The following is a 22767-nucleotide window of genomic DNA, read 5'->3' on the forward strand; positions in this document are numbered from 1 at the left end:
CCGTTCGTGCGAGGTGATCGATGAGGCCGTGCCTGCTGGTCACACGGCGCCTGCCGGATACGGTCGAGGCGCACCTCGCGAGAGTGTTCGACGTCACGTTCAACGCGACCGACGTCCCGCTCGAACCCGCTGCGCTAGCCGCGGCGATGGTGCAGTACGACGCGATCTGCCCCACCATCACCGACCGGATTGACGCCGAACTCCTCGCCACACCCGGCCGCACCGTCGGCATCATCGCCAATTTTGGCGCGGGGACCGATCATATCGATCTTGCCGCTGCGCGCGACCGAAAGATCGTTGTGACGAACACACCCGACGCGCTGACCGATGCAACCGCGGACGTTGCGATGCTGCTGATGCTGATGGCAATGCGCCGCGCCGGCGAGGGGGAGCGCGAGCTGCGCGCCGGGCGCTGGGACGGCTGGCGGCCCACGCACATGATGGGCCAGGCGCTGGCTGGCAAGACGCTGGGCCTCGTCGGCTTCGGACGCATTGCGCAAGCGATGGCGGCGCGTGCCGCCGCGTTCGGCATGACCATCCGGTACTTCAGCCGCACACGCGCCGAGCGCGCCATCGAGCAGAAGCTGGGCGCAGCCTATGATGAAACGCTGGAGGCTTTGGCAGGACAGGTCGATATCCTGTCGCTGCACCTCCCGGGGGGCGCGGCGACTCGGCATCTTATCGATGCACGGATTCTGTCGGCAATGAAGCGTGGTTCCGTGCTCATCAACACCGCGCGCGGGAGTGTCGTCGACGAAGCCGCGCTCGCGCGCGCGTTGCGCGACGGTCACCTCGCTGCCGCCGGTCTGGATGTCTACGAGCAGGAGCCGAAGCTGACCCCGGCGTTGCTCAAGCTCGAAAATATCGTTCTCTTGCCGCATCTCGGCAGCGCGACGGTCGAAACGCCCACCGCGATGGGACTGCAGGCGGCGGCCAATCTGGAGGCGCATTTTGCCGGACTCGTACCGCCGAACTGTGTTGCCTAGCTCGACCGCGCTGATCGACTTGCTTGAGACAGATCTTCGCGCTGTCCTGGCGCGCCACAGCGGCCCCGGGCCGCTGATCTACGGCCTGTGCGGCGCGCAGGGCAGCGGCAAATCGACCGTCGCCGACGGGCTGGCGGCGCGGATCGCGGGCGTGTCGGTCCTGTCGCTCGACGACCTGTATCTGACGAAGGCCGAACGGTCTGCTTTGGCGCGCCGCGTGCATCCGATGCTCGCGACGCGCGGCGTACCCGGCACGCATGATATTGCCTTGGGCCTCAATATCCTGAGCGCCCTGCGGAACGGAGAGCGCACCGCACTCCCGCGTTTCGACAAGGCCATGGATGATCGTGCGCTGCGGGCATCGTGGGGTGGTGCGTCGGCGGATACCCGCGTGCTTCTGCTCGAGGGATGGTGCGTCGGCGCACGCGCACAGCCCGCCACCGCCCTCGCTGCGCCGGTCAACGCGCTGGAGTATTCCGAGGACCCCAACGGAATTTGGCGGCGCTTCGTCAATGATGCGCTCGCGACCGAATATGCCGCGCTGTTTGCCCGGATCGACCGTCTGGTACTGCTGGCGGCGCCTGGGTTCGACGTGGTGCCTGACTGGCGGATCGAACAGGAGGCGGACCTTGGCCGACACCATGCCGGCCCTGCCGCGCTCATGTCGAATACCCAAGTTACACGGTTCGTGGCGCATTTCGAACGGCTCACGCGCCACATCCTTTTGGAGATGCCGGGGCGGGCAGACATTACGATCAAACTCGCGACGGACCGCTCGCCGCTCAGTATCGACCGCCGGGACGCCCCCCGGCCGATATCATGACCCGCCTGAGCGCAGACGGTCATCCGAGCCTTTGCGCATTCTCCCAAAATACGGCGTTGGGCGTAATGCCGAGCCCCGGGCCTTCGGGCAGTGCGAAATAGCCTTCCGCACATTCCAGTCGGCCATCCATCAGCTTGGCTGAATGCGGGAAGATGCTGTGCTGGAATTCGTGATAGGGCAGGTTCAACACGGCGGCGGACGCATGCAAGCTCGCGGCGGCAAAGATGCCCGCGCCGATCGTGGCATGCGGGATCACCTTGGCGTGGTGCCCTTGCGTCAAGTGCGCCATCCGCATGAACTGCGTGACCCCGGTATGCCCCATCTCCGGCTGCACGATCGACACGGCGCGGGCCTCAAGGCGCGAGCGGGCGTCATAGACGGTCCGCCACTCCTCGCCGGCCGCGATCGGTACGGTGGCGTGGGCGGCGATGTCGGCGAGGCCGGTGACGTCCTCGGGCTTGCACGGCGCTTCGAGAAAATACAGATTGTACGGGGCCAGACGATCGAGCAGCGCGATCGCCTCCGCAGGCGTGTACATCCAATGGCAGTCGAGCATCAGCGCGATGTCGGGCCCGAGCCCATCGCGCAGCGCCGCAATCTCGCGCTCGACCCCATCGTAGCTGACCGAAGCGGCGATTTTTATCGCGTTGTATCCTTTGTCGACGAAGCTTTTTGCAAGCGCGACCTTCTCCGGGATGGACGGCGCGGGCAGGCCCGACACATAGGCAGGAATCCGATCGCGATGCTTCCCGCCGAGCAGCTGGTGCAGCGGGAGACCGGTCAGTTTGCCCATCAAGTCCCACAGTGCGATATCGACCGCGGCAAGCGCATCGAGCCAGAAGCCGCCGACATAGCCGCGCACGCGCATCAGATCGTACAGGTCCTCCCAGATCGCCTGCACGTCGAACGGAGATCGGCCCGCGATGATCGGCTGGACGATGTCCAAAAGCAGCGCGTGGATGACGCCCGGGGCAACGAGTCCATAGGTTTCGCCCCACCCCTCTTCTCCGGAGTCGAGTGTTACGCGCACCACCGCGGAGCGCATCGTGGCCGGATAAATCGTTCGGTTTCCGGTACGAACGAAATATCCAGCGCTGTTGACCTGCTCGCCCGGTCCGAGGCTGCCGAGATAGGTCGTGTCTTGCGGAATGGTAACGGCGAAGACATCCAACCTGGCAATACGGCTGTCCAACGACATAGTCCTGCTCCCTCTCCAACGGCATCCGCCTTGGCCCAGGGCTTATCATACAAAGCTTTAATAGCAACGTCCCTGCGGACGAATTCGACAAACTTCCCGCAGCCCGATATCAGCAACGGTCTGGTGCTCGATAGCGAAGCGTTGATGCCCATGATATTGATGCGGCTGAACCAGCAACAAGGCGACTATGGAATGCGAGAAACGGCCCGGCGCGTCAAAGCGGGAGCTCAGCCGAACCAAAGCCTCATCGACGGAATCACCGTGCTGCAGGCGCTTGCGACATCGACCGAGCCCGTTGGCTGCCGAGAATTGGCGCGTCGGGTCGATTTGGAAACCACGCGGGTCAACCGACTCCTCAAGACACTGACCTATCTCGGCATTGCCCGGCAAACCAGCGACCGCAAATACCGTCCCGGATCGGGGATGACGGTGCTTGCGGCCCAAAGCTTGTTTGCTTCAGGCCTGCTTCGCCGCGCCTTGCCGGCGCTCGAGCAATTGCGCCGCTTCGGGCACACCGTTGCGATGGGCGTCCTGTGGCGCGACAATGTCAGCTATCTTTTCCATGCGCCGCCGAACATGCCCGAGACCGACGCGCTGGGGCGCATCGGCCTCTATCCCGCAACACGCGGCGGGATCGGCATGGCCTTGCTCGCAGCGCTGGACGATCTCGAGGTGGAGGAAACCTATGCTGGCCACGACATTCCCGGGTATGCGTCATTGGCCGACCTGCTCGACGCGCTCGAGGAAATCCGTACTGCGGGCTATGCCCGGCTTCGCGTGAAGGACGAACTCGAACAGCATACCGTGGCGATCACGATCGGGACGCCCGTCTATGCTGCGATCGGGCTTTCGGGATGGATACCGACCGCGGCAATGCCCGACATGCTGCAGGCGCTGCACGACGCCGCCCGGCAGATCCGCGAGGCCGGTAAGGACCGCGGCCCCGAACTAGGCCTTACCGATCCGGCGCTCGATTACCGCGTGGCGGTCTGAACCGAAGGTGCGGACAGCGACGTAACCGCTGCCCCCCCCAAAAGCGGCTCGAGCCGCGACAGGATCCGGCTCAATTCGGCATGGTCACCCGGATCAAATCGCGGACCCGCTGCGCGCGTAAAGGCGCTGTCGATCACGCCGCGCCGCCGAAGCACTTCCTTGGTCAGTCGCCAACGGAACACGGCCTGCATCATGAGGATCGGGAGCACCGCTTCGTACAGATCGCGCACCGCTTCTTCATTGCCGGCACGGTGCGCGCGCATCAATGCGACATGAATCTCCGGCGTCTCGACCGCGGGCATCGTTCCGATTGCGCCGCGCGCAAGTTCGTCAGTGATGTAGCGACCGCCCGCACCGCCAAAAACACCGAGCAAATGCGCCGGCGGATCGGCGAGCATTTCGCTGATCCGCTGGCCGCACGGCATATTCTCTTCCTTGACCCAGCGGATCGAATCGGTCGCCTCGACCACCGCGCGCAGCTGCGCGGTATCGAGACCCAAGCCCATGGGCACGGGGGCGTTCTGCACCATGAGCGGGAGCACGGCCTGCCGACCCAACGCGCTGTAGAACGCGCCGAGCAACCCGGTGTCGGGACCGATCGCCTTTGGAGTCATGACCATAGCGGCCACCGCTCCCGCGCCGGCGCCCGCCGTCGCCAAGCGTATGCTTGTCGCAACATCGTCGCCGCTTGCGCCGACCACGAAGTTCGCGCGTCCGGCCACCCGAGCGCCGACAAAGCCGATCAACGCCTCGCGCTCTTCGAGTGAAAGCATGTCATACTCGCTGGCCAGCCCGGGGAAGACCAACCCGTCAACGCCGCACGCAAGCGCAAACTCGATGACATTGCCAAGCCCGTCGAGGTCAATCTCGCCGGCTTCATCAAAGACCGTCGGCAGCACCGGAAAAACGCCACCTATCGCGTTACTCATGTATGATTCCCGTCAGCATTTTTTTTGGGCAGCGCCAATATTGAAAGGGGGAGGAATCGAAGTCCGAACTTCGATCCCTCGCGATAATTCACACCCTAAAAGGCCGGCGCGTTAGAATCTGGCGTTGAAGCCGACCGAGAATCGTCGTCCCTGCACCCCATAGAAGGAAGTTGCTTCGGACGATTCAACATAGCGCCGCTGAACTTCATTGTTCAGATTTGACGCATCGGCAAAGATGGTGAAATTCTTGAGTTCATAGCGAATGGATGCATCGATCGTCCGATACGGTGCATAATAGATTGCCGTGCTTCCAGGACCTACGCTATCGAAATATTTGTCACGATAATTGTAAGCAACCCGCGCGCCAAAACCATATTTCTCAAAGTAAGCAACAATATTGTAGTTTATTTTCGAAAGTCCCTGAAATGGGAGAGAATTGCGCTGTCTATCGAGCAACGAGGTCGTGCTGTCGATATAGGAGAAGTTCGCTACCACACCGAACCCATCGAGCGGTGCGGGCAGGAAGTAGAATGGCGTTTGAAACAAAACCTCCACGCCCTTAACCTTACCGCCAGTTCCATTGAATGGGCGTGTGATCAAATACCCGAGCGGCGAATCCGGTGGCGCGACTTCTCCGGTCGGAATCTCATAATTGGCGCGACTGTAAATGAACGTTGATACATCTTTATAGAACGCACCGACCGTCAGCGCAGAGCCCCGCGCGAAATACCATTCCAGCGCGGCGTCATATTGGTCCGCGCGGAGCGGCTGCAATGCGGGATTGCCGGCGTTTCCGTTATAGGGCGTCAGGCGGTTCAAGGTGAGATCGGGCGACAGATCGATCGAGTCCGGCAAGCCCAAGACCTTGGCATAACCAAGTCGGAAAACGAGCTTGTTCGTCAGTTCGAGCTTGGCCACTGCGCTTGGCAGCCAGTTAGCGAAGCGCGTCTTGACCACCAGGGGGTCGGCGAGGCCGCTCGCACGCTTGATCGCGCCATTCGCCGCCCGGTCGGTTTCGGTGTAGCGCAGCCCTACGTTGCCGGTCAGCGGCATAGCACCGAGTTGCGCTGCGAACCCGACCTTCACATAGGCCGCCATTGTCTTCTCGGAGATCCGGAACGACTGCAGTGGATCGACGAACCGCGCAGGACACAGGCCGCTGTTGGGCGCGATGGTCTCGCACGCCGTGCCGAATGGCAGGCTCGACGACAACGCCGCGACATATTTGGTCGCGATGGCAGGCGCCCCCCCGAGGAGCAGATCGGGGTAGCTCCTCACGCCGTACACGGCGGGCCCGCTCGCCACGGGGAACGTCTGTGCAGGCGTCGCTCCGCTGAAGGCAACCTGCCGTTGAATCGTGTCACGCGTGGTATTCAGCGCGGAGTACCGCATGCCGGCGTCGATTTGCGACAGGAAGGCGTTGAGGGTCTTGAAGGTAAAATCGATCCTGCCGGCCGTTTCCTGAGCCGTGTTGCGATTGAAATTGTCGAAGATGTTGGAATAGCGGAATTGCGCTGGGTCGGCCGCATTCAGCGCGGCCGGTCCGTTCAGCGTAGGAATGCCGCCACCGCCGACGTCAAAATTGAACAGATATTTGTTCAGCGACGTCACGCGCACATATGTCTGCGAGACGTCCATCGTGGCGCGCGAATAGTTTACTTCCGGCCTTACCGAGAAGCGCCCGTCATTGGTGCTCCACTTGAAACCGAGCGCGCTGCTCACGGTATCGCTTTTGACCTTGAGTGCCTCTGCATTGCCCTGCGCGACCTGATTGATCGTCCCCGATGTAAGGATTTCGTTCGTGGACACTTTGTAGGTCGTATAGTCACCGGCGACCGTGCTCAGAGGCACGGAGAACCAGTCGCGGGTCCGGTTGGTATTGAGGTGGGAATAGGCGACGTCGCCATAGAGTTCGAGACTGTCGGACGGGCGCCACTGGAAAGCGCCGTTGCCGCCGATCCGCTCGCGACGCTCCCGCAGCCGCTGATACCGCAAATCCGCGATGTAAAGTGCCGGGTTGCCGTCGCCGTTCGGGTCATTGGCCTTGGGGTTGGCCACGGTGTTGAACGAGCTCGTCAGCGGGGTGTAGCCCGTGAAGGAATTGAACGAATCCTCGTTGACCGGCTTGTTCGAATAGGTCGCGTTGACCAGGATCCCGAACGTGTCGTCGGCGAAGGTATTCGAATAGAGCGCCGACCCGTCATATCCCCAGCGCTTGTCCTGATCCGAATAGACGCCCGAGCCCGACACTGCGATCAGCTGGCCTTTCTTGTCGAACGGCTTGCGCGTGATGATGTCGACCGTCCCGCTGAGCGACCCGTCCGCGCGCTCGGCACCCTGCAGCTTGATGACATCGAGCCGTCCGATCAATTCCGAGGGAAACAGCGACAACGGGCCATAATCCGAATCCGCCACGGCAGCGATGCCGAGCCCGCGACCGTTGGGATTAACCAGCGTACGACCGTTGATTTCCGTGCGGTTCTGGCGAAGCCCGCGGATCGAAACGCTCGTACCTTCGCCCAAAGCACGGCGAATCTGGACGCCTGAGACACGCTGCAGCGACTCGGCAATCGTGTTGTCTGGGAGCTTTGCGACATCCGTGGCAACGATCGATTCCTGGAACTGATCCGTGTTGCGCTTGGCGTCGAGCGCTTCCGCCAGGCTCCGGCGATAGCCCGTCACGACGATGTCGGCGCCGGCGGTATCCGCCTGCGCATCGGGGGTGTCGCGCGACTGGCTGACGTCCGTGCTCGTGCTTGGCGCTGCAGGTTGTGTCTGTGCGAAAGCCGGTGCGCCGGCAAGCAAGGCGCCGAGACAAACACCACTCAGCAGAATGTTCGATTTCATGACTTTCCCTCTCCCCGATTGCTTTTGAAGCAGTGCTTTGGGTTGGGCCGTTGTTGCACACTTAGCTACACTGTCAAGTGCACCACATTTGAAATGCCTTTTTATTTTCGCAGTCTGGGTCAGCGTCGAGCGATGCTGGCCCCGCCATCGATGAGATAATCGACTCCGGTGATCCAGGATGCCTCGTCCGAACATAGGAAGAGCGCTAGCGCTGCTACGTCGTCAGGGGTGCCCCACCGGCCCAGCGGATGTCGTGCGATGTTTGCCCGGCGGGCGACGTCGGGATCGGGGCGCGAGTCGAAACCGCCGCGCAGCAAGGGCGTATCGATCGACGCGGGGCGGATCGCGTTCACGCGCACCGCGTCGGGCGCGAGTTCGAGCGCCAGCGTCTTGGTGAAACTGTCCAGCGCGGCCTTCGATGCGGCATAGGCCGCGAGCCCGGGTGTCGCAAAGGTTGAGTTGATCGAAGAGATGAACAGGAACGCGCCGCGCCGACGTTCGCACATGCCAGGTCCAAACGCCTTTGCCAGACGAAGAGCCCCGCCGACATTGACGTTCATCATCCGGGCCAGGAAATCGCTATCGGTATCCAGCGTAGCGCTGCCCGCCCCGATCGCCGCGGCATGGACGACGATCGTCGGCCACAGGCCCGCTTCGCTCACCGCACGAGCTGCCGCCTCGACCGAGGCGTCTTCCCCCAGGTCGCAAAGCAGGGTCATGTCGCCATCGGCCGAAGCCTTTCTGTCGAGCGCGACCACGCGACTACCCTCCCCTGCGAAGCGCCGCGCAATCGCGCCGCCGATGCCGCCGGCCGCGCCCGTGACGACGGCAACATGCCCCTTGAGTCGTTCAGTCATCGAACGTGTTTCCTTCAGCCGAAAATTGCCGGATCGTGGCAAAGCCGTGCGCAGTGAGATGGTCGTTGTCGATCACCTCCACCTTCGCGCCGAGGTGGGCGAGCGCGGCACGAAACAGGGGCGCCGCATGGCCGCCTCCCGTGACGAAATATTGTCGCGCAGCGTCGCCTGGCCCGGGAAGATTTTCGCGCACATCGCTGCCGATCAGGACGCCCCAGATGAAAGAGGCCGCGTCTTCCTCGGTCAGATGCTGGGCCAGCACCCGCGAGCGCGCCGAGAACAGGAGCCGGGCAGGACTTCCGCCGTCTGCCGCAAGCGTAAGCCCGGCGCGGAAGGCGTCGCCATCGTGCGGTGCGGCCTGGGTCAATGGGGCAAGGATACTGCGCTCCGCAATGAGGGCGTGAAGCTCGGCCGTCATCGACGTGTGAAATCGCTCGATCCGCGCCCGGCCCATTTCGATCCACTTCCCGTGCATACCGGGTACTGACAGGAGGACGGCGTCGACCAAGTCGCAGTGACCGATCAGGCCTGCTGCAGCGACTTCCTCGCCCCGCATGACGTCATAGTCGCCGAACCGCGACGTGCAGGATAATCCGGGCAGGATCCGCAACGGCGTGCCTGCAATCATGGTCTGGCGCGCGTGCCGGGCGAGTTGCGCCGGCGTCGCGGGACAGGGCAGGTGCGGGACCGATTCCAGGCCGATTGGCGATCCGACCATTCCGGCCAGCCACAGCGTCTCCGACGCGCTGGGCCACCGCTGCCGCAGGTGCGCGACTCTGGCCACCTGCGCCGCGCGATCCAGATCGACCAGCCGCACCTCTTCGATCACCTGATCCACGATATCGCCCGTGGCCGTGAGCAGACGCGCACGGATTTTCGCGGTGCCCCATTCGACCGCGATGAAGCTTTCACGGTTCATATCCCGCTCTCCCGGTCGACCATCGATCGCCCCGTCGTCGCGAAATAGGCGGCCACCACCCCCAGTGGATAGGCCACCGCGATGACCAGAAACATCGGCCGATACGTGAGCACCGCGACCAATTGGCCTACCATATAGGTCGATGCGATCGTCGCGAGACCCGAGGCAATTCCGCCGATCCCCATCACCTTCCCAATATGGCGCGTCGGATACAGATCGACCGGAAGCGCGGTCTGGTTGGTAACCCAGGCGGTGTGACAGAAGGCGACAATTGCCCCGAGTGCGAGGCTGACTGTTACGCTCGGTTGCAGTGCGTTGAGCGCGCCAAGCGGCGCGACGAGCGCGACCAGCGCCATGACCATGACGCGCGCGAGTGCCGGCTTGACGCCGCGGCGTACGATTCGCCCGGACAGCAGGCCGCCGCCAACCGCGCCAAAGCCTGCTGCGGCGTAGACGATCCATGTGGTACGCCCCATCTCCGCGATACTAAGTCCGCGCTCTTCGGTCAGATATTTGGGAAACCAGAAGAGATAGAAGAACCACACGGGGTTGGTCAGCGCCGCCGCCAGCGCGTACCACCATACGCCACGGGTACGCATCACCGCAGCCCAGCCGCGCCAACCCGATTCATCGATCGGCTCGGCCTGTGTGGCAACGGGCTCGGCGTCAGCCGCCGCATCGGCCGCATAGACTGGCAAGGCAGTGTTCGGCCGGTACAGCAGTAGCCATCCCCCCAGCCAGAGGAGCCCGGCCAAGCCGCAGAGGACGAACGTGAGGCGCCAGCCGACCGTCAGGAACAGAACCGCCATCAGCGCGGGCGAGATCGCCGCTCCGAAATGGGCCGCGGAGGAATATAGCCCGATCGCGAGCGCGCGCTCTTTCTTCGGGAACCACTCCCGCACCAGCTTTGGCGAGGCCACCCAATTGCCCGCCTCTCCGAGGCCAAGCGCGAAGCGACTGACGCCCAGATGAAAAACGCTCTGCGCGAGGCCAGTGCCTGCGCTGGCGAGCGACCACCAGCCGACGAAGAGGATCATGCCCCAGCGCGCGCCAAGCCGATCCACGACAAAGGCGGCGACCAGTCCACCGAGCATATAGGCGACGAGAAAGGCGTTGACGACCGCGGCATAGCCTTGGTCGTCGATCACCAGGTCGCGCTGGACGGCGCCGGCCATCAGCGCCAAAGTCTGGCGATCGACGTAATTGAGCACGGCGGCGAGCGCCAACATTGCGACGATGATCCACCTGAACCCGGCCGTCGTTACGCGTGCGCTGCCCACCAATTCCCTCTCCCATCGCTCGTTGGCTTGCCGCAACTTCCGCACAGCTGGATATTTCGCTATCAGCGTGTATCGTTTATAGCAACGAAATGATCGTAGATAGGCTTAGAATGTCGACGCGTCTCGAGTCCCTCCCCTTACTGCACGCGTGGCCAGTGAAAGCGGGTCTGGCTGAGTCACCGCACTGGATCGCGGCGACGGCGACGCTGGTATGGGTCGATATCGTGAGACCGTCTGTAAACATCCTCGACCCCGATACCGGAGAAAATCGCGAAACCCTCGTCGTCGCCAAAATCGGCTCGGCGAGCGCGACGGCGAGCGGAGGCCTGCTGGCCGCCCTTGAGCGCGAGCTCTGGCTCGGCGACGCCGCCGCCGAGTTGCGGCGATTTAAAGTGCCCGCCATGGACGGCACGCATTTCAACGATGGAAAGTGCGATCCTGCCGGGCGGTTCTGGGTGGGTTCGCGCTCCAGCGATGGAACGCTCGGCAAGGGCTCGCTGTATCGCCTCGATGCCGCAGGTGACCTGCGTGTGATGGCTTCGGGCTTCGACGTGTGCAACGGCCTCGGCTGGAGCCCCAACGGCGCGACCTTCTACCTCGTCGATACCGTGCCGCGACTGCTCTACCGCTACGATTTCGACGTGGCATCAGGCGAACTGTCGAATCGCAGCATCGTGCAAGATTTCGCGGGCATCCCTGGGAAACCGGACGGATTGGCGATCGACGCCAAGGGTCGCATCTGGTGCGCGATGTGGGACGGCGCGGGGATCGCGATCCTCGCGAGCAACGGGGAACAACTCGGCTGGCTCGAGACCCCCTGCCCGCGCCCCACGAGCTGCGCTTTTGGCGGCGATGAGGGGCGGACGCTTTTCATCACCACTGCCGCTCACGGGCTGTCGGTCGATGATCGGGCGTTCGGAGCGTCGGGCAGTATTCTCGCTTTCCTAGCACCGGATGCTGGCGCACCCGTGGCCAGCTATGGCGCGCCGGTTCCCACGCGACATTGGGGCCGATAGCGCGCCGATTTGCAACGCCGCGATCAGCAGTTCGATTTGGCGCCGAGCCGCTCCGAGATCTCGCGCGCGGCCAGCGCGAGCTCGGCGTGGGCGCGCGCCAGTCCCGCTGCGCGGTCCGCATCGACCTGATCGAGATAAGGGATCGCCAATACCGCCGTGATCGCGCCGCTGTGATCGAACACAGGATAGCCGATATCGGTAATGCCCACGGTTTTTGCGCTCGTCACCTCGTAATAGCCCTGTCGCCGGATCGTCGCGGCACGCGTGTCGGTGGCGTCCTGGTCGAGAGCGACGCCCGCATTTTCGCCGGCACTCCGCCGTAGCGACTCGCGCACGCGCGCGTCCGCGAAAGCGTAAAGAATATTGCCCGAACACGATTGGAAAACCGGTGCCTGAGTTCCGACGCGCACGCTGAAGCTGAGATCGGCAAAGCTCTCCTGGCGCGCGATGATCCGGATAACGGCGTCGTCGAGGATGGCCAAATGGCAGGATTGCCCGGTATGCTGCGACAATCGCCGCATCGGTGCTGCCGCGGCGTTGACCAACATGTTGATCGGCAGATGCATGTGGGAAAGCTGAAAGAGCTTCATCGTTAACTGAAACTTGTCCGAACTTTCCTGAGCGGCAACGTATTGACGCTGTTCGAGCACGGCGAGCATGCGGAAGATCTCGCCCACCGATCGACCCAGCTTCGCGGCCAGCTCGCTCAGGCCTACGCTGTCGGGCGTAACTGCAAGCAGCTCGAGGATATCCAAGCCCTTTTCCAGCGCCGGTGCCGAGTAGAGCTTGCGTTTGGTGGGCGGCTTGCTCCCGGTGTCCATTTCGTCGCGCACCTTCCTTGGGTTCCTCACAAGGCCGTCCTCTGATGGGCAAAGCGCTCAAATTCAAGCGCGCTTACTATAAACTTGCACATATGAAATCTATTTGCGTATATGGCTTATGCGGGAGAGAGTGAACTTGGTTCCGGGTACGAGTTGGCACCAGCATCACGGTGCGCGCGCATTGGGGCTGGGCTGCGCGCCCTTGGGTAATCTTTATCGCCAGATAAGCGACGGCGAGGCCCGTGCCGTGCTCGACGCCGGGTGGGACGCCGGACTGCGCTATTACGATACAGCGCCATTTTACGGCTTCGGACTGTCGGAACGGCGGGTCGGCGACGCCTTGCGCGCGCGGCCGCGGCACGAATTCCTGCTGTCCAGCAAGGTCGGGCGCTTGCTCGACCCGATCGCGCGCGCCGATGGATCGGAGATGCGCATGGGGTTCGCCTCACCAATGCCATTCACACCGCGCTTCGACTATAGCTATGACGGCGTAATGCGATCGTATGAGGCCAGTCTGCATCGCCTCGGCCTTTCGCGCATCGACATCCTGCTGGTCCACGACATTGGCCGTATGACGCATGGCGCAGACAACGACCGGCATTTCCGCGACCTTGCGGAGGGCGGATATCGCGCCCTCGATGAACTCCGCGCCGCCGGCGACATATCCGCGGTGGGCCTGGGGGTGAACGAATGGGAAGTTTGCGACGCGGCGATGCAGATCGGGCGGTTCGACTGCTTTCTGCTGGCGGGACGATATACGCTGCTCGAGCAGGATCCGCTCGACCGCTTCTTCCCCAAATGCAGCGAGCATGGCGCATTGATCATTCTGGGCGGCGCGTATAATTCCGGCATTCTCGCAACGGGCACGCGGGGCGGCGGCGAGATGCATTACAATTACGCGCCCGCGCCACCCGCGATCATTGCCCGAACGCAGCGGATCGAGGCGATCGCCGACCGGCATGGTGTTACACTCGCGGCGGCGGCCTTGCAGTTCCCCCTCGCGCATCCCGTCGTCGCGTCGGTGATCGCGGGCGTCGGCAGCGCGGGTCGCGTGGCCGAGACGATCGCGCTGTTCCAGGAAGCCATTCCCGCGGCATTCTGGGAAGACATGAAGGCACATGAGCTGATCGCCGCGCATACGCCCGTTCCGCGCGGTGGCGCCTGAACCGTGCAGATCGATTCCCATCAGCATTTCTGGTCGCTCGATCGCGGCGATTATGCATGGCCCACGCCGGATCTGGCGCTGATCTATCGCGACTTCGATGCGGCTGACCTGGGCCCGTTGCTCGCCGCGATGGGCGTGGACGGGTCGATCCTCGTCCAGGCCACGCCGACGACCGCGGAAACGCAATTCCTGCTGGAAGTCGCCGCGCGCCATACGTTCGTGAAGGGCGTCGTCGGTTGGGTCGACTTCGACCGACCCGACGCCAGCGCCAATGTCGCCCGACTTGCAGGCAATCCGCGGTTAAAAGGGCTGCGGCCGATGATCCAGGGGATCGCCGACGATCACTGGATGCTCCAAGCGCATCTGGCGCCGGTCTTTGACATGATGGTCCAGTGTGGGCTCGTCTTCGACGCGTTGATCCGGCCACAGCATTTGCCGATCCTCGCGCGCTTGCTGCACCGCTATCCGCGCCTGTCGGCGGTCATCGACCATGGCGCCAAACCGCAAATCGCGGCTGCGGCGTTCGACGACTGGGCCGCCGCCATGGCCCGGATTGCGCGCAAGACGCAGGTTTGCTGCAAACTTTCCGGCCTGTGGACCGAAGCCGGCGGCGATACCGGCATTTCGCGGATCGGCCGCTATGTCGATCATCTGCTGGCATGCTTCGGCCCGGATCGCTTGCTGTGGGGAAGCGATTGGCCGGTCGTGCTGCTCGCGGGCGAGTATGGCGCGTGGCACGCGCAGTGTCGCGATCTGCTGTCACATTTGTCCGCCGCCGATCAGGACGCAATTTTCGGCGGCAATGCGCGGAGGCTCTATGCCCTTAGTTGAGCCAGCATTCATCCTGATCCACCCGCTCGACAACGTGCTCGTCTGCTGTCGGCACTGCGAACCGGGGCTGGCGGTGCAGATCGATGGCGTTTGCGAGACGCTGCGCGAGCCGATCGGGGTCGGCCACAAGATTGCCCGGCGACCGCTCGCCCCGGGGGAAAGCGTGGTGAAATACGGCGCTCCGATCGGGTCGGTAACGGTGGCGGTCCCCACCGGCGGGCATGTTCATGGCCACAACATGCGTAGCGATTACCTCGACAGCCATACCCGCCAAACCGCCAATCTGCGCGAAGAGACACAATGATCGATCTACAAAAGAAGCGGTTGCAGGGCTATCTTCGTGCCGACGGGCGCAAGGGCGTGCGCAACGTTGTAATCGTGGCCTATCTGGTCGAGTGCGCGCATCATGTCGCGCGCCGCATCGTCGACCGTGCGGATGATCCGTCGGTTCAGCTGATCGGGTTTCCGGGCTGCTATCCCAACACCTACGCGCTGAAGATGATGAAGCAATTGGCGACCCATCCCAATGTCGGCGGGGTGCTGCTGGTGTCGCTCGGTTGCGAGGCGTTCAATCGTAGCGAGCTGGCCGACGCGGTGGCGGCAAGCGGCCGTCCGGTCGAGACCCTGGTGATCCAGGAAAGCGGTGGCACCGCCGCGACGATCGCAGCGGGGCTGGCAACGATTGCAGACCTCCGGTCGATTGTCGAACGCACCCCGCGCGTGCCGATGCGGGTATCCGAGCTGGTCGTCGGCACGATTTGCGGCGGCTCCGACGGCACCAGCGGGATTTCCGCCAACCCTGCAGTCGGACGCTGTTTCGACCGCCTCGTGGAGGAGGGAGCGACCTGCATTTTCGAGGAAACCGGCGAATTAATCGGGTGCGAACACATCATGGCCGCACGCGCGCTCACCACGGATCTTGGCCACGAGCTCGAGGGCGCGGTCGATAAGGCGGCGCGTTACTACAGCACGCTTGGCTACGGCAGCTTCGCCCCTGGCAATGCCGACGGTGGTCTGACCACGCTCGAGGAGAAGTCGCTTGGGGCCTATTCCAAGTCCGGGGGCTCGCCAATCTCCGGTTTGATCAGGCCTGGCGAAGTGCCGCCCACCGGGGGGTTGTTTCTGCTCGACGTCGTGCCCGACGGCGAAGTGCGGTTCGGTTTTCCGAATATTTCCGACAATGCAGAGATTGTCGAGATGATCGCCAGCGGATGCCATTTGATCCTTTTTACCACCGGTCGCGGATCGGTGGTCGGCTCGGCCATATCGCCGGTGATAAAGATCTGCGGAAATCCCGAGACCTTTGCCAAACTGTCTGACGACATGGACATTGATGCCGGCCGGATCATCGAGGGCAAGGCGTCGCTCGATCAGCTGGGCGCAGAAATCTACGAGAGCGTCCTGACAGTGGCTGCGGGCGATGCGACCCGGTCTGAAGTGCTGGGCCATCAGGAGTTCATCCTGACCTACAAGAATTTCGGCCCCACCGGCCCATCCTGTCTTCCCACCGCAGCACGCTGATCCGCAGGAAGGCCAGTCATGATCCACGATCTGTCCCACAATACCGCCCTCGTCACCGCGGCCGCGCATGGCATCGGCCGCTCCGTCGCGGAAGCTTTCCGCGACGCCGGCGCGCGCGTGATCGCGCTCGATATCAACCGCGACGCGCTGGCCACGCTGGACGGGTGCGAAATTCGCCACCTCGATGTGACCGATGGCGCGGCGGTGCTGGCGCTGGCGGCGGAATTGGGTCGCGTCGATATCCTTTTCAACTGTGTCGGCGTGGTCCACAACGGATCGATCCTGGACTGTAGCGACGCGGACTGGGACTTCGCGGTCGCGCTCAACCTTACGTCCGCCATGCGCCTCATCCGCGCGTTCTTGCCGGCGATGATCGCGGGCAAAGGAGGATCGATCGTAAACGTCGCGTCCGTCGCCAGCTCGATTCTCGGCGTTCCCAACCGCTTCGCCTATGGGGCGACCAAGGCGGGGCTGATCGGTCTCACCAAATCCGTCGCCGCCGACTTCGTTGCACAGGGCATCCGTTGCAACGCGATCTGCCCTGGCACCGTCCAATCGCCTTCGCTCGATGCACGGCTTGCGGCAACCGGCGATTATGACGCCGCGATGGCCTCCTTCGTCGCGCGCCAGCCGATGGGTCGGATTGGCCGCCCGGAAGAAATTGCGGCGCTCGCCTTGTATCTGGCAAGCGATGCCTCCGCCTTCACCACCGGCCAATGCCACGTCATCGACGGCGGCTGGTCGAACAGCTGATAGGACGATTGACATGAAACTGCTACGCTATGGTCCAAAGGGGCAGGAACGACCTGGGATGCTTGATGCGAATGGGCGCATCCGGGACCTATCGTCGCACATCTCCGATGTGTCGGGGGCGAATTTGCTGCCGCAGCGGCTGGCGGCGATCGCCGCGCTCGACCCGCGCACGTTTCCCTTGGTCGCGGGCGATCCGCGCCTCGGCGCATGCGTCGGGCAAGTCGGCAAGTTCATCTGTGTCGGCTTGAACTACAGCGACCATGCGGCCGAAACCAATGCGGTCGTACCGCCGGAGCCGATCATCTTCATGAAGGCGACCAGCGCCGTGCACGGCCCTAACGACGACGTCCTCAAGCCGCGCGGCAGCACGAAGATGGACTGGGAAGTCGAGCTCGCCCTCGTGATCGGCCAGGAGGTGCGCTACGCCGACGAAGACGAGGCGCAGCGCGCGATCGCTGGTTACTGCATCTGCAACGATTTGTCCGAGCGCGCTTTCCAGACCGAGCGTCACGGGCAATGGACCAAGGGAAAAAGCTGCGACACGTTCGGCCCGATCGGGCCGTGGCTCGTCACCCCCGACGATTTCGGCGACGTCGACAATCATTCCATGTGGCTTGAAGTGAACGGGCAGCGCTTTCAAAACGGGAGTACAACAACGATGGTGTTCAAACCCGCTTTCATCGTCAGCTACATCTCGCAGTTCATGAGCCTGCAGCCTGGCGACGTCATTTCGACCGGCACTCCCCCGGGCGTGGGCATGGGACAAGTTCCGCCACGTTATCTCGAAATAGGCGACGTCATGGAGCTGGGGATCGCTGGACTTGGTACGCAGCGACAAACGGTCAGGGCATCCTTAGGGACATCCCAGGGTTCCGGCACCTGAACGGGTGGGCGCCAACTCCAGATAAGCCAACAGGGTTGACGCGCAAGCTGAAGGGGCTTTTGGCTGATGCGATACTCGACATGAGCTGCTGCCGGTTTCGTGGACACCGAGATAAGGTGTTTTCGGAACCGGAGGGTGTAAATGCAACGACGGAAGTTCAGCCGAGAGTTCAAACTCGAGGCGGTGAAGTTGGTCCGCGATCGGGGCGTGGCGGTGGCCCAGGCTGCCCGCGACCTGGACCTGCACGAGAACGTGCTGCGCAAATGGGTCCGCGAAGCGGAAGCCGATCCCCAATCGGCATTCCCCGGCAACGGCCAGATGAAGCCGGAGCAGCAGGAGATTGAGCGGCTGCGCCGCGAGTTGGCCCGGATGAAGGCCGAACGCGACATCCTAAAAAAAGCCGCGGCCTACTTTGCGAGGGACTCGATATGAGGTTCGGGTTCATTGCAAAGCATCGAGGGGATCTGGCCGGTGTCGTGGATTTGCGAGGCGCTCGATGTCTCGCGCAGTGGCTTCCACGCCTGGCTTGTGCGGGCGCCGAGCGCCCGGTCGCGCAGCGATGAAGAGTATGCAGGGAAGATCCGCGCCAGCTTCATCTCCAGCTACCGGACTTATGGTGCGCGTCGCGTCTGGCACGATCTCTTGGCCGAAGGCCTCGTCTGTGGCCTGCATCGTGTCGAGCGGCTGATGCGCCTGCACGGGTTGATGGCACGCCCGCGCCGCCGGGGCCTTCCCAAGGACGATGGTGTGCGCTCGGTTATTGCCGGCAATGTGCTCGATCGGCAGTTCAACGCCGACGCGCCCAACCAGAAGTGGGTTGCCGACTTCACTTACATCTGGACCGCCGAAGGATGGCTGTACGCAGCCGCGGTGATCGACCTGTTCTCAAGGCGGGTGGTCGGCTGGTCGATGAGCGACACGATGACGGCGCAGCTCGTCACCGACGCGCTGGTCATGGCGATCTGGCGGCGTGGCAAGCCCGATGCGCTGCTGCACCACTCGGACCAGGGCAGCCAATATACCAGCGAGCAGTTCCAGCGACTGATGGCCGACAACGGGGTCACATGCTCGATGAGCCGCTCCGGCAATGTCTGGGACAACGCTGCGATGGAGAGCTTCTTCTCCTCGCTGAAGACCGAACGGATCGCGCGCAAAACCTACCGCACGCGCAATCAGGCAAGGCAGGACGTGTTCGATTACATCGAACGCTTCTACAATCCCACGCGCAGCCACTCGACCTTGGGTTATCTCAGCCCCGTGGGCTTCGCGAAGCAGGCTCATGTAGCCTAACTCGGTGTCCATGGGACCGGCAGCAGCTCACAATGGTGCGGGCGCAGGGAAATCGACCCACCTTCCTTGCGGAACTGGATTTTAAATCGAGCGCTTGAAACCCGCTGAAAGTCATTCAGAATCGGTTGGCGGGGCGCAGCTAAAGCAACACAGGGACAAACCGATCAATAAATTACGCAAAGACGCTGTGTCGGCATCGAAGCGACACCGCCCCCTGACAGCCCGGCAAGTCCATCCCGGGGCAAGCGCCGAGGCTCCGCTGTCACTGGTGCGGCGCGGTTCCCTCAGCGTGTGGCAGTCGCTGCTGCTGCGCGCAGGGCTCGCGCTTGGGCTGATGGGGATTGCGGTGGCGGGGCATTGGTTCGACCGGGATGGCCTGCGCGACAATCTCGACGGGCAAATCTCGTTTCTTGATGTGCTGTATTTCACGGCAGTGACGATCACCACCGTCGGCTACGGCGACATCGTCCCCGTCACGCAGCAGGCGCGGATGTTCGATACGCTCGTGGTGACGCCGATCCGCATCTTCATCTGGCTAATTTTTCTGGGTACCGCCTACTCCTTCGTCTTTCAAAAGACTTGGGATCGGATACGAACGCACATGATCAAGGGCACTCTCAACGAGCATTACATCGTCTGCGGCTTCGGCTCGGGCGGCGAGGCGGCGGTGATCGAGCTGATCCGCCAGGGTGTCGATCCCCGCAAGATCGTCGTCGTTGATGCCGATCCTGCGCGGGTGGCCGCCGCTTATGATCTCGGCGTGACGGCACTCGAAGGCGATGCGACGCACAATGCGACGCTCGAGGCTGCCTGTGTCGATTGCGCGACCGCGCTGCTCGTGTCGCCCGGGCGCGACGATACCGCGGCGCTGGTGGTGCTGAGCGCGCGCCAGCTCAACCCCTCGATCCCGATCAGTGCGAGCGTTCGCGCGGTGGAGAATGAGGATCTGCTGAGCCAGGCTGGTGCAACGTCAATCATCAACCCGGTGAGCCTGGGTGGGCATTTGCTGGCGCGGTCGTCGACGCATTGCGGCGCGGTGGACTATATCCGTGATCTCGCCGCAGCCGATGGCCGCGTCGCGCTCCACGAACGCGTCGCCACCGCTGCCGAAGTCGGCAAGCCGCTGCGCGCGATCGGGCCAGGCCTTGGCGTGCGGTTGCTGCGACGAGGCGTGCCGATCGGCTTCTGGGAAGAAGGTGCTGAAAGGATCGAGGCGGGCGATCAGATCATCGAGATCATGCCGGTATCGCAAAGCGCCGCGCCGACAGCCCCGTCGTGACCGGCGCGTGACCGCACCGTCACCCCATGTGACCGGCGCCATTCTGCTGACGTGCGCGTGGGTACAACCGCGGGGTGGGCTTTGCCTTTGCGCGCTACAGGAACCTGTCGGGATATTGCGTTCTCGCGCTCGACATCGCGCTGGTGCCCGATACCGGCGGGCTGATCGTCCACCGCGTGGTGGCGGTGGTCGATGCGGGCGAGGCGGTGACGGGATCGTACCAGCCGCCGAGAAGGGGCTTAGCTGACGCCTCAGCAATCGTGAGCCAATGTCCGAAGACGGGGAGCGGCGAGGACAGCATGAATGACCGGCTATGGGTCCTCGCGGCGGCGAGACTATCGGCGGGTGTCGACCAAAGCCGGTCGTTCAAATACGCCGACCGAAACGTCCAATACTGCCAGGAGCTGCCGATAAGGCCCTTTGAAACGGGAGGTCGGCAAGTCGCCCGAAGATTACAGATTTACCGACCTTATCGTTGAACCCATAAGCCACCAGTGGCTGGGTTCAGCCTCATCGCGTTCAGACAAGGGCACAGCAAGGTTCGATCTCGGATGGTCGCTTCACGCGCATTGCTCGTATCGGTAATCGCTATTCGCGTTGGGGGTCTGCACTTGGTGTTAGCAAGCTCTCCCGCACTGCCGAGGGGTCTTTGGTGAGGTCCGCGAGCGAATAACGATCAAGGTGGCGGAAGAATGCTTCAAGGCCACCGGCAAGGACGTGGCGCATCTGGCACGCGGGCGTGATCACGCAGCTGTTGGTAGCCGGGTTGAAGCATTCGACAAAGCTGCGGGTTTCTTCCAGCGCGCGCGCGACCTGCCCGACGTTGATCTGAGAGGGGGCTCGCGCCAGTTGCAGCCCGCCCGACCGACCGCGCACGGCCTCGACAAAACCTTCCGTCACCAGGCGCTGCGCCACCTTCATCAGGTGGTTCTTGGATATTGCATAGGCCCGCGCGATCTCCCCGATCGACCTGTGGCCATCGTGAACCGCAAGATACATCAGCGTGCGCAGGGCATAATCGGCGTGAAGCGACAACCTCATAATACATGCATATGAATTATGGCTATTAAGCGCTAGTCAGGATAAACGATGCAAATCGAATGCATCTTTTCAGGCAGGACGCGATGACCGTGACAGCGCAGGCAGAGCAAGTGCGTGCAACCAAACGCGCGCAGGCTGCCGACGATGGAGTCGACGATTTTCTCATCGGCGCGCTGGTTGATCGCTTCTATGCCCGCGTACAGGGTGACGATCTGCTCGGACCAATCTTTGGCAACCACGTCGCCGACTGGTCGCAGCATCTGCCGCGGATGAAGGATTTCTGGGCATCGATCATGATCGAACCGGGCCGCTTCAATGGCAGGCCCATGCAGAAACATATTGCGCTGGGCCTTCTGACCAAGGCGCATTTCGCCCGCTGGCTGGTGTTGTGGGATGAGACTGTTGCACTGAACGTTTCGAGCCCTGCGGCTGCCGAACGGTTCCGGATATCGGCGCACCGGATTGCCGACAGCCTGCTGACCGGGGTTCTGACCGAGCGCGGCGGACTGGAAGCCTTGCGCACCGACAAGCCGACGCCCGCACGCCTGGAGACGAAATCATGACGCTAACCCCGTATGCATCCTCGCCTGTGTTCGACGAGCAATCGCTGCCCGAAAAGCTGCGCAACGAGCATCGCACCAAGGACGGGGCCTGGGGCCTGTTGCGCGTCCTGACTGGGGAGGTGCGCCTGATCTTCACCGAGCCGCATCGCGAGATTCTGGTTACGCCGGACAACCCTGCGTCGATTGCGCCGATGGCCACGCATTACGTGGTGCCGCTGGGCAAGATGTCGCTGCAGGTCGAGTTCTACCGGGCGGAGCCGGTGCTCGATGATGTCGCAACGTCCGAGCCTACCGATGGATGATTTTGCCCTCGCGCGGATTGTCCATGTCGTGGCGGTGCTGTTCTGGATCGGCGGCGTCGGCTTTGTCACTTGGGTGGTAATGCCGGCCATCCAGCACAGCGAACGCGCCACCGACCAGCTGGGCAAATTTCATGCGATCGAGGGACGCTTCGCCGGGCAGGCAAAGCTTTGAGTGCTGCTCGCAGGCACGAGCGGTTTCTGGATGGTGCACCGGGGCGAGATGTGGGCCCGTTTCGCCGATCCGCACTTCTGGTGGATGCATGCGATGGTCACGTTGTGGGCAGTCTTCTCGCTGATGCTGTTCGTTGTCGAGCCTTTGTTCCTGCACCGCCGCCTGGCAAAATCGCAGACGCCGCAGGTCGATTTCATGCGCATGCAGCGCGTCCACCACATTCTGGTCGCGCTGGCCGTGATCACGCTGGTGGGCGCCGTTGGTGGCAGCCACGGCCTGTTCTGAACCAACAATCGCC

22 protein-coding genes and 2 pseudogenes are annotated in these 22767 nt (G+C 63.1%); 15 read left to right on the plus strand and 9 right to left on the minus strand.

Annotated features, from left to right (window positions below; translation table 11 throughout):
* Nucleotides 1-20 precede the first annotated feature (20 nt).
* Both HMP06_RS05325 and HMP06_RS05330 read left to right on the plus strand, forming a co-directional pair.
* A complete protein-coding gene (locus HMP06_RS05325; protein ID WP_176496168.1) occupies nt 21-986 on the plus strand; it encodes a 2-hydroxyacid dehydrogenase in 966 nt (321 codons plus the stop codon).
* The gene (locus tag HMP06_RS05330) at nt 976-1809 is read left to right on the plus strand and encodes a kinase (RefSeq protein WP_443026497.1); all 834 of its coding nucleotides are present in this window, start codon (nt 976-978) and stop codon (nt 1807-1809) included. The genes HMP06_RS05325 and HMP06_RS05330 overlap by 11 nt, the downstream gene beginning before the upstream one ends.
* A gap of 19 nt (nt 1810-1828) precedes the next feature.
* Here HMP06_RS05330 and HMP06_RS05335 read toward each other — a convergent pair whose 3' ends face one another.
* Entirely contained in the window at nt 1829-3007 is a 1179-nt protein-coding gene (locus HMP06_RS05335) for a mandelate racemase/muconate lactonizing enzyme family protein (RefSeq protein WP_176496169.1), read from the minus strand.
* 30 nt (nt 3008-3037) lie between these two features.
* Between HMP06_RS05335 and HMP06_RS05340 the strand changes: the two genes are divergently transcribed.
* Complete coding sequence (locus HMP06_RS05340) at nt 3038-4000, plus strand: IclR family transcriptional regulator (RefSeq protein ID WP_232089871.1); 963 nt, start codon at nt 3038-3040, stop codon at nt 3998-4000.
* On the opposite strand, the gene HMP06_RS05345 is transcribed toward HMP06_RS05340, so the two are convergent.
* From HMP06_RS05345 to HMP06_RS05365, 5 genes are all read right to left on the minus strand, one after another.
* The gene (locus tag HMP06_RS05345; protein ID WP_176496170.1) at nt 3982-4929 is read right to left on the minus strand and encodes a dihydrodipicolinate synthase family protein; all 948 of its coding nucleotides are present in this window, start codon (nt 4927-4929) and stop codon (nt 3982-3984) included. The genes HMP06_RS05340 and HMP06_RS05345 overlap by 19 nt on opposite strands.
* Before the next feature lie 111 nt (nt 4930-5040).
* Entirely contained in the window at nt 5041-7971 is a 2931-nt protein-coding gene (locus HMP06_RS05350) for a TonB-dependent receptor (protein WP_176496171.1), read from the minus strand.
* Entirely contained in the window at nt 7896-8633 is a 738-nt protein-coding gene (locus HMP06_RS05355) for an SDR family NAD(P)-dependent oxidoreductase (RefSeq protein WP_176496172.1), read from the minus strand. Before HMP06_RS05355 ends, HMP06_RS05350 begins: the two co-directional genes overlap by 76 nt.
* Nucleotides 8626-9552: a 2-dehydro-3-deoxygalactonokinase gene (locus HMP06_RS05360; protein ID WP_176496173.1), complete on the minus strand. Its 927-nt coding sequence runs from the start codon at nt 9550-9552 to the stop codon at nt 8626-8628. The genes HMP06_RS05355 and HMP06_RS05360 overlap by 8 nt, the downstream gene beginning before the upstream one ends.
* Nucleotides 9549-10781: an MFS transporter gene (locus HMP06_RS05365; RefSeq protein WP_176496174.1), complete on the minus strand. Its 1233-nt coding sequence runs from the start codon at nt 10779-10781 to the stop codon at nt 9549-9551. The genes HMP06_RS05360 and HMP06_RS05365 overlap by 4 nt, the downstream gene beginning before the upstream one ends.
* 161 nt (nt 10782-10942) lie before the next feature.
* Here HMP06_RS05365 and HMP06_RS05370 point away from each other — a divergent pair, with 161 nt between their 5' ends.
* Entirely contained in the window at nt 10943-11848 is a 906-nt protein-coding gene (locus tag HMP06_RS05370; RefSeq protein WP_176496175.1) for an SMP-30/gluconolactonase/LRE family protein, read from the plus strand.
* Nucleotides 11849-11871: 23 nt separating this feature from the next.
* Here HMP06_RS05370 and HMP06_RS05375 read toward each other — a convergent pair whose 3' ends face one another.
* Entirely contained in the window at nt 11872-12681 is an 810-nt protein-coding gene (locus HMP06_RS05375) for an IclR family transcriptional regulator (RefSeq protein ID WP_176496176.1), read from the minus strand.
* Between the two features lie 118 nt (nt 12682-12799).
* Here HMP06_RS05375 and HMP06_RS05380 point away from each other — a divergent pair, with 118 nt between their 5' ends.
* The 8 genes and pseudogenes from HMP06_RS05380 to HMP06_RS05415 all read left to right on the plus strand — a co-directional run bounded on the left by HMP06_RS05380 (nt 12800) and on the right by HMP06_RS05415 (nt 20391).
* Nucleotides 12800-13834: an aldo/keto reductase gene (locus HMP06_RS05380; protein ID WP_269473404.1), complete on the plus strand. Its 1035-nt coding sequence runs from the start codon at nt 12800-12802 to the stop codon at nt 13832-13834.
* A gap of 3 nt (nt 13835-13837) precedes the next feature.
* Nucleotides 13838-14665, plus strand: coding sequence for an amidohydrolase family protein (locus HMP06_RS05385; RefSeq protein WP_176496178.1), 828 nt, complete (start codon nt 13838-13840; stop codon nt 14663-14665).
* A complete protein-coding gene (locus HMP06_RS05390) occupies nt 14652-14969 on the plus strand; it encodes a UxaA family hydrolase (RefSeq protein ID WP_176496179.1) in 318 nt (105 codons plus the stop codon). Before HMP06_RS05385 ends, HMP06_RS05390 begins: the two co-directional genes overlap by 14 nt.
* Nucleotides 14966-16186, plus strand: coding sequence for a UxaA family hydrolase (locus HMP06_RS05395; protein ID WP_176496180.1), 1221 nt, complete (start codon nt 14966-14968; stop codon nt 16184-16186). Before HMP06_RS05390 ends, HMP06_RS05395 begins: the two co-directional genes overlap by 4 nt.
* An 18-nt stretch (nt 16187-16204) precedes the next feature.
* On the plus strand, nt 16205-16939 hold the full coding sequence (locus HMP06_RS05400; RefSeq protein ID WP_176496181.1) for an SDR family oxidoreductase: 735 nt from the start codon (nt 16205-16207) through the stop codon (nt 16937-16939).
* Between the two features lie 13 nt (nt 16940-16952).
* Nucleotides 16953-17822 (plus strand): fumarylacetoacetate hydrolase family protein, encoded by an 870-nt coding sequence (locus HMP06_RS05405; RefSeq protein WP_176496182.1) that lies wholly within the window; start codon nt 16953-16955, stop codon nt 17820-17822.
* A 141-nt stretch (nt 17823-17963) separates the two neighbouring features.
* Nucleotides 17964-19112 (plus strand): annotated as a pseudogene (locus tag HMP06_RS05410) (IS3 family transposase).
* 268 nt (nt 19113-19380) lie between these two features.
* The gene (locus tag HMP06_RS05415; RefSeq protein ID WP_232089873.1) at nt 19381-20391 is read left to right on the plus strand and encodes a potassium channel family protein; all 1011 of its coding nucleotides are present in this window, start codon (nt 19381-19383) and stop codon (nt 20389-20391) included.
* 94 nt (nt 20392-20485) lie between these two features.
* On the opposite strand, the gene HMP06_RS17880 is transcribed toward HMP06_RS05415, so the two are convergent.
* Both HMP06_RS17880 and HMP06_RS05425 read right to left on the minus strand, forming a co-directional pair.
* Nucleotides 20486-20692 (minus strand): hypothetical protein, encoded by a 207-nt coding sequence (locus HMP06_RS17880; RefSeq protein WP_232089874.1) that lies wholly within the window; start codon nt 20690-20692, stop codon nt 20486-20488.
* Nucleotides 20693-20979: 287 nt separating this feature from the next.
* Nucleotides 20980-21432, minus strand: coding sequence for an RrF2 family transcriptional regulator (locus HMP06_RS05425; RefSeq protein ID WP_176496184.1), 453 nt, complete (start codon nt 21430-21432; stop codon nt 20980-20982).
* Nucleotides 21433-21515: 83 nt separating this feature from the next.
* Here HMP06_RS05425 and HMP06_RS05430 point away from each other — a divergent pair, with 83 nt between their 5' ends.
* The 3 genes and pseudogenes from HMP06_RS05430 (at nt 21516) to HMP06_RS05440 (ending at nt 22754) form a co-directional block, all read left to right on the plus strand.
* Nucleotides 21516-21995: a group III truncated hemoglobin gene (locus tag HMP06_RS05430; RefSeq protein WP_176496185.1), complete on the plus strand. Its 480-nt coding sequence runs from the start codon at nt 21516-21518 to the stop codon at nt 21993-21995.
* Nucleotides 21992-22297: a DUF1971 domain-containing protein gene (locus tag HMP06_RS05435; RefSeq protein ID WP_176496186.1), complete on the plus strand. Its 306-nt coding sequence runs from the start codon at nt 21992-21994 to the stop codon at nt 22295-22297. The genes HMP06_RS05430 and HMP06_RS05435 overlap by 4 nt, the downstream gene beginning before the upstream one ends.
* Nucleotides 22290-22754: pseudogene (locus HMP06_RS05440) on the plus strand (hypothetical protein). Before HMP06_RS05435 ends, HMP06_RS05440 begins: the two are co-directional and overlap by 8 nt.
* The last annotated feature ends 13 nt before the right edge of the window (nt 22755-22767 follow it).

Origin of the sequence: Sphingomonas sp. HMP6, from assembly GCF_013374095.1 — a bacterium.
GTDB lineage: Bacteria > Pseudomonadota > Alphaproteobacteria > Sphingomonadales > Sphingomonadaceae > Sphingomonas.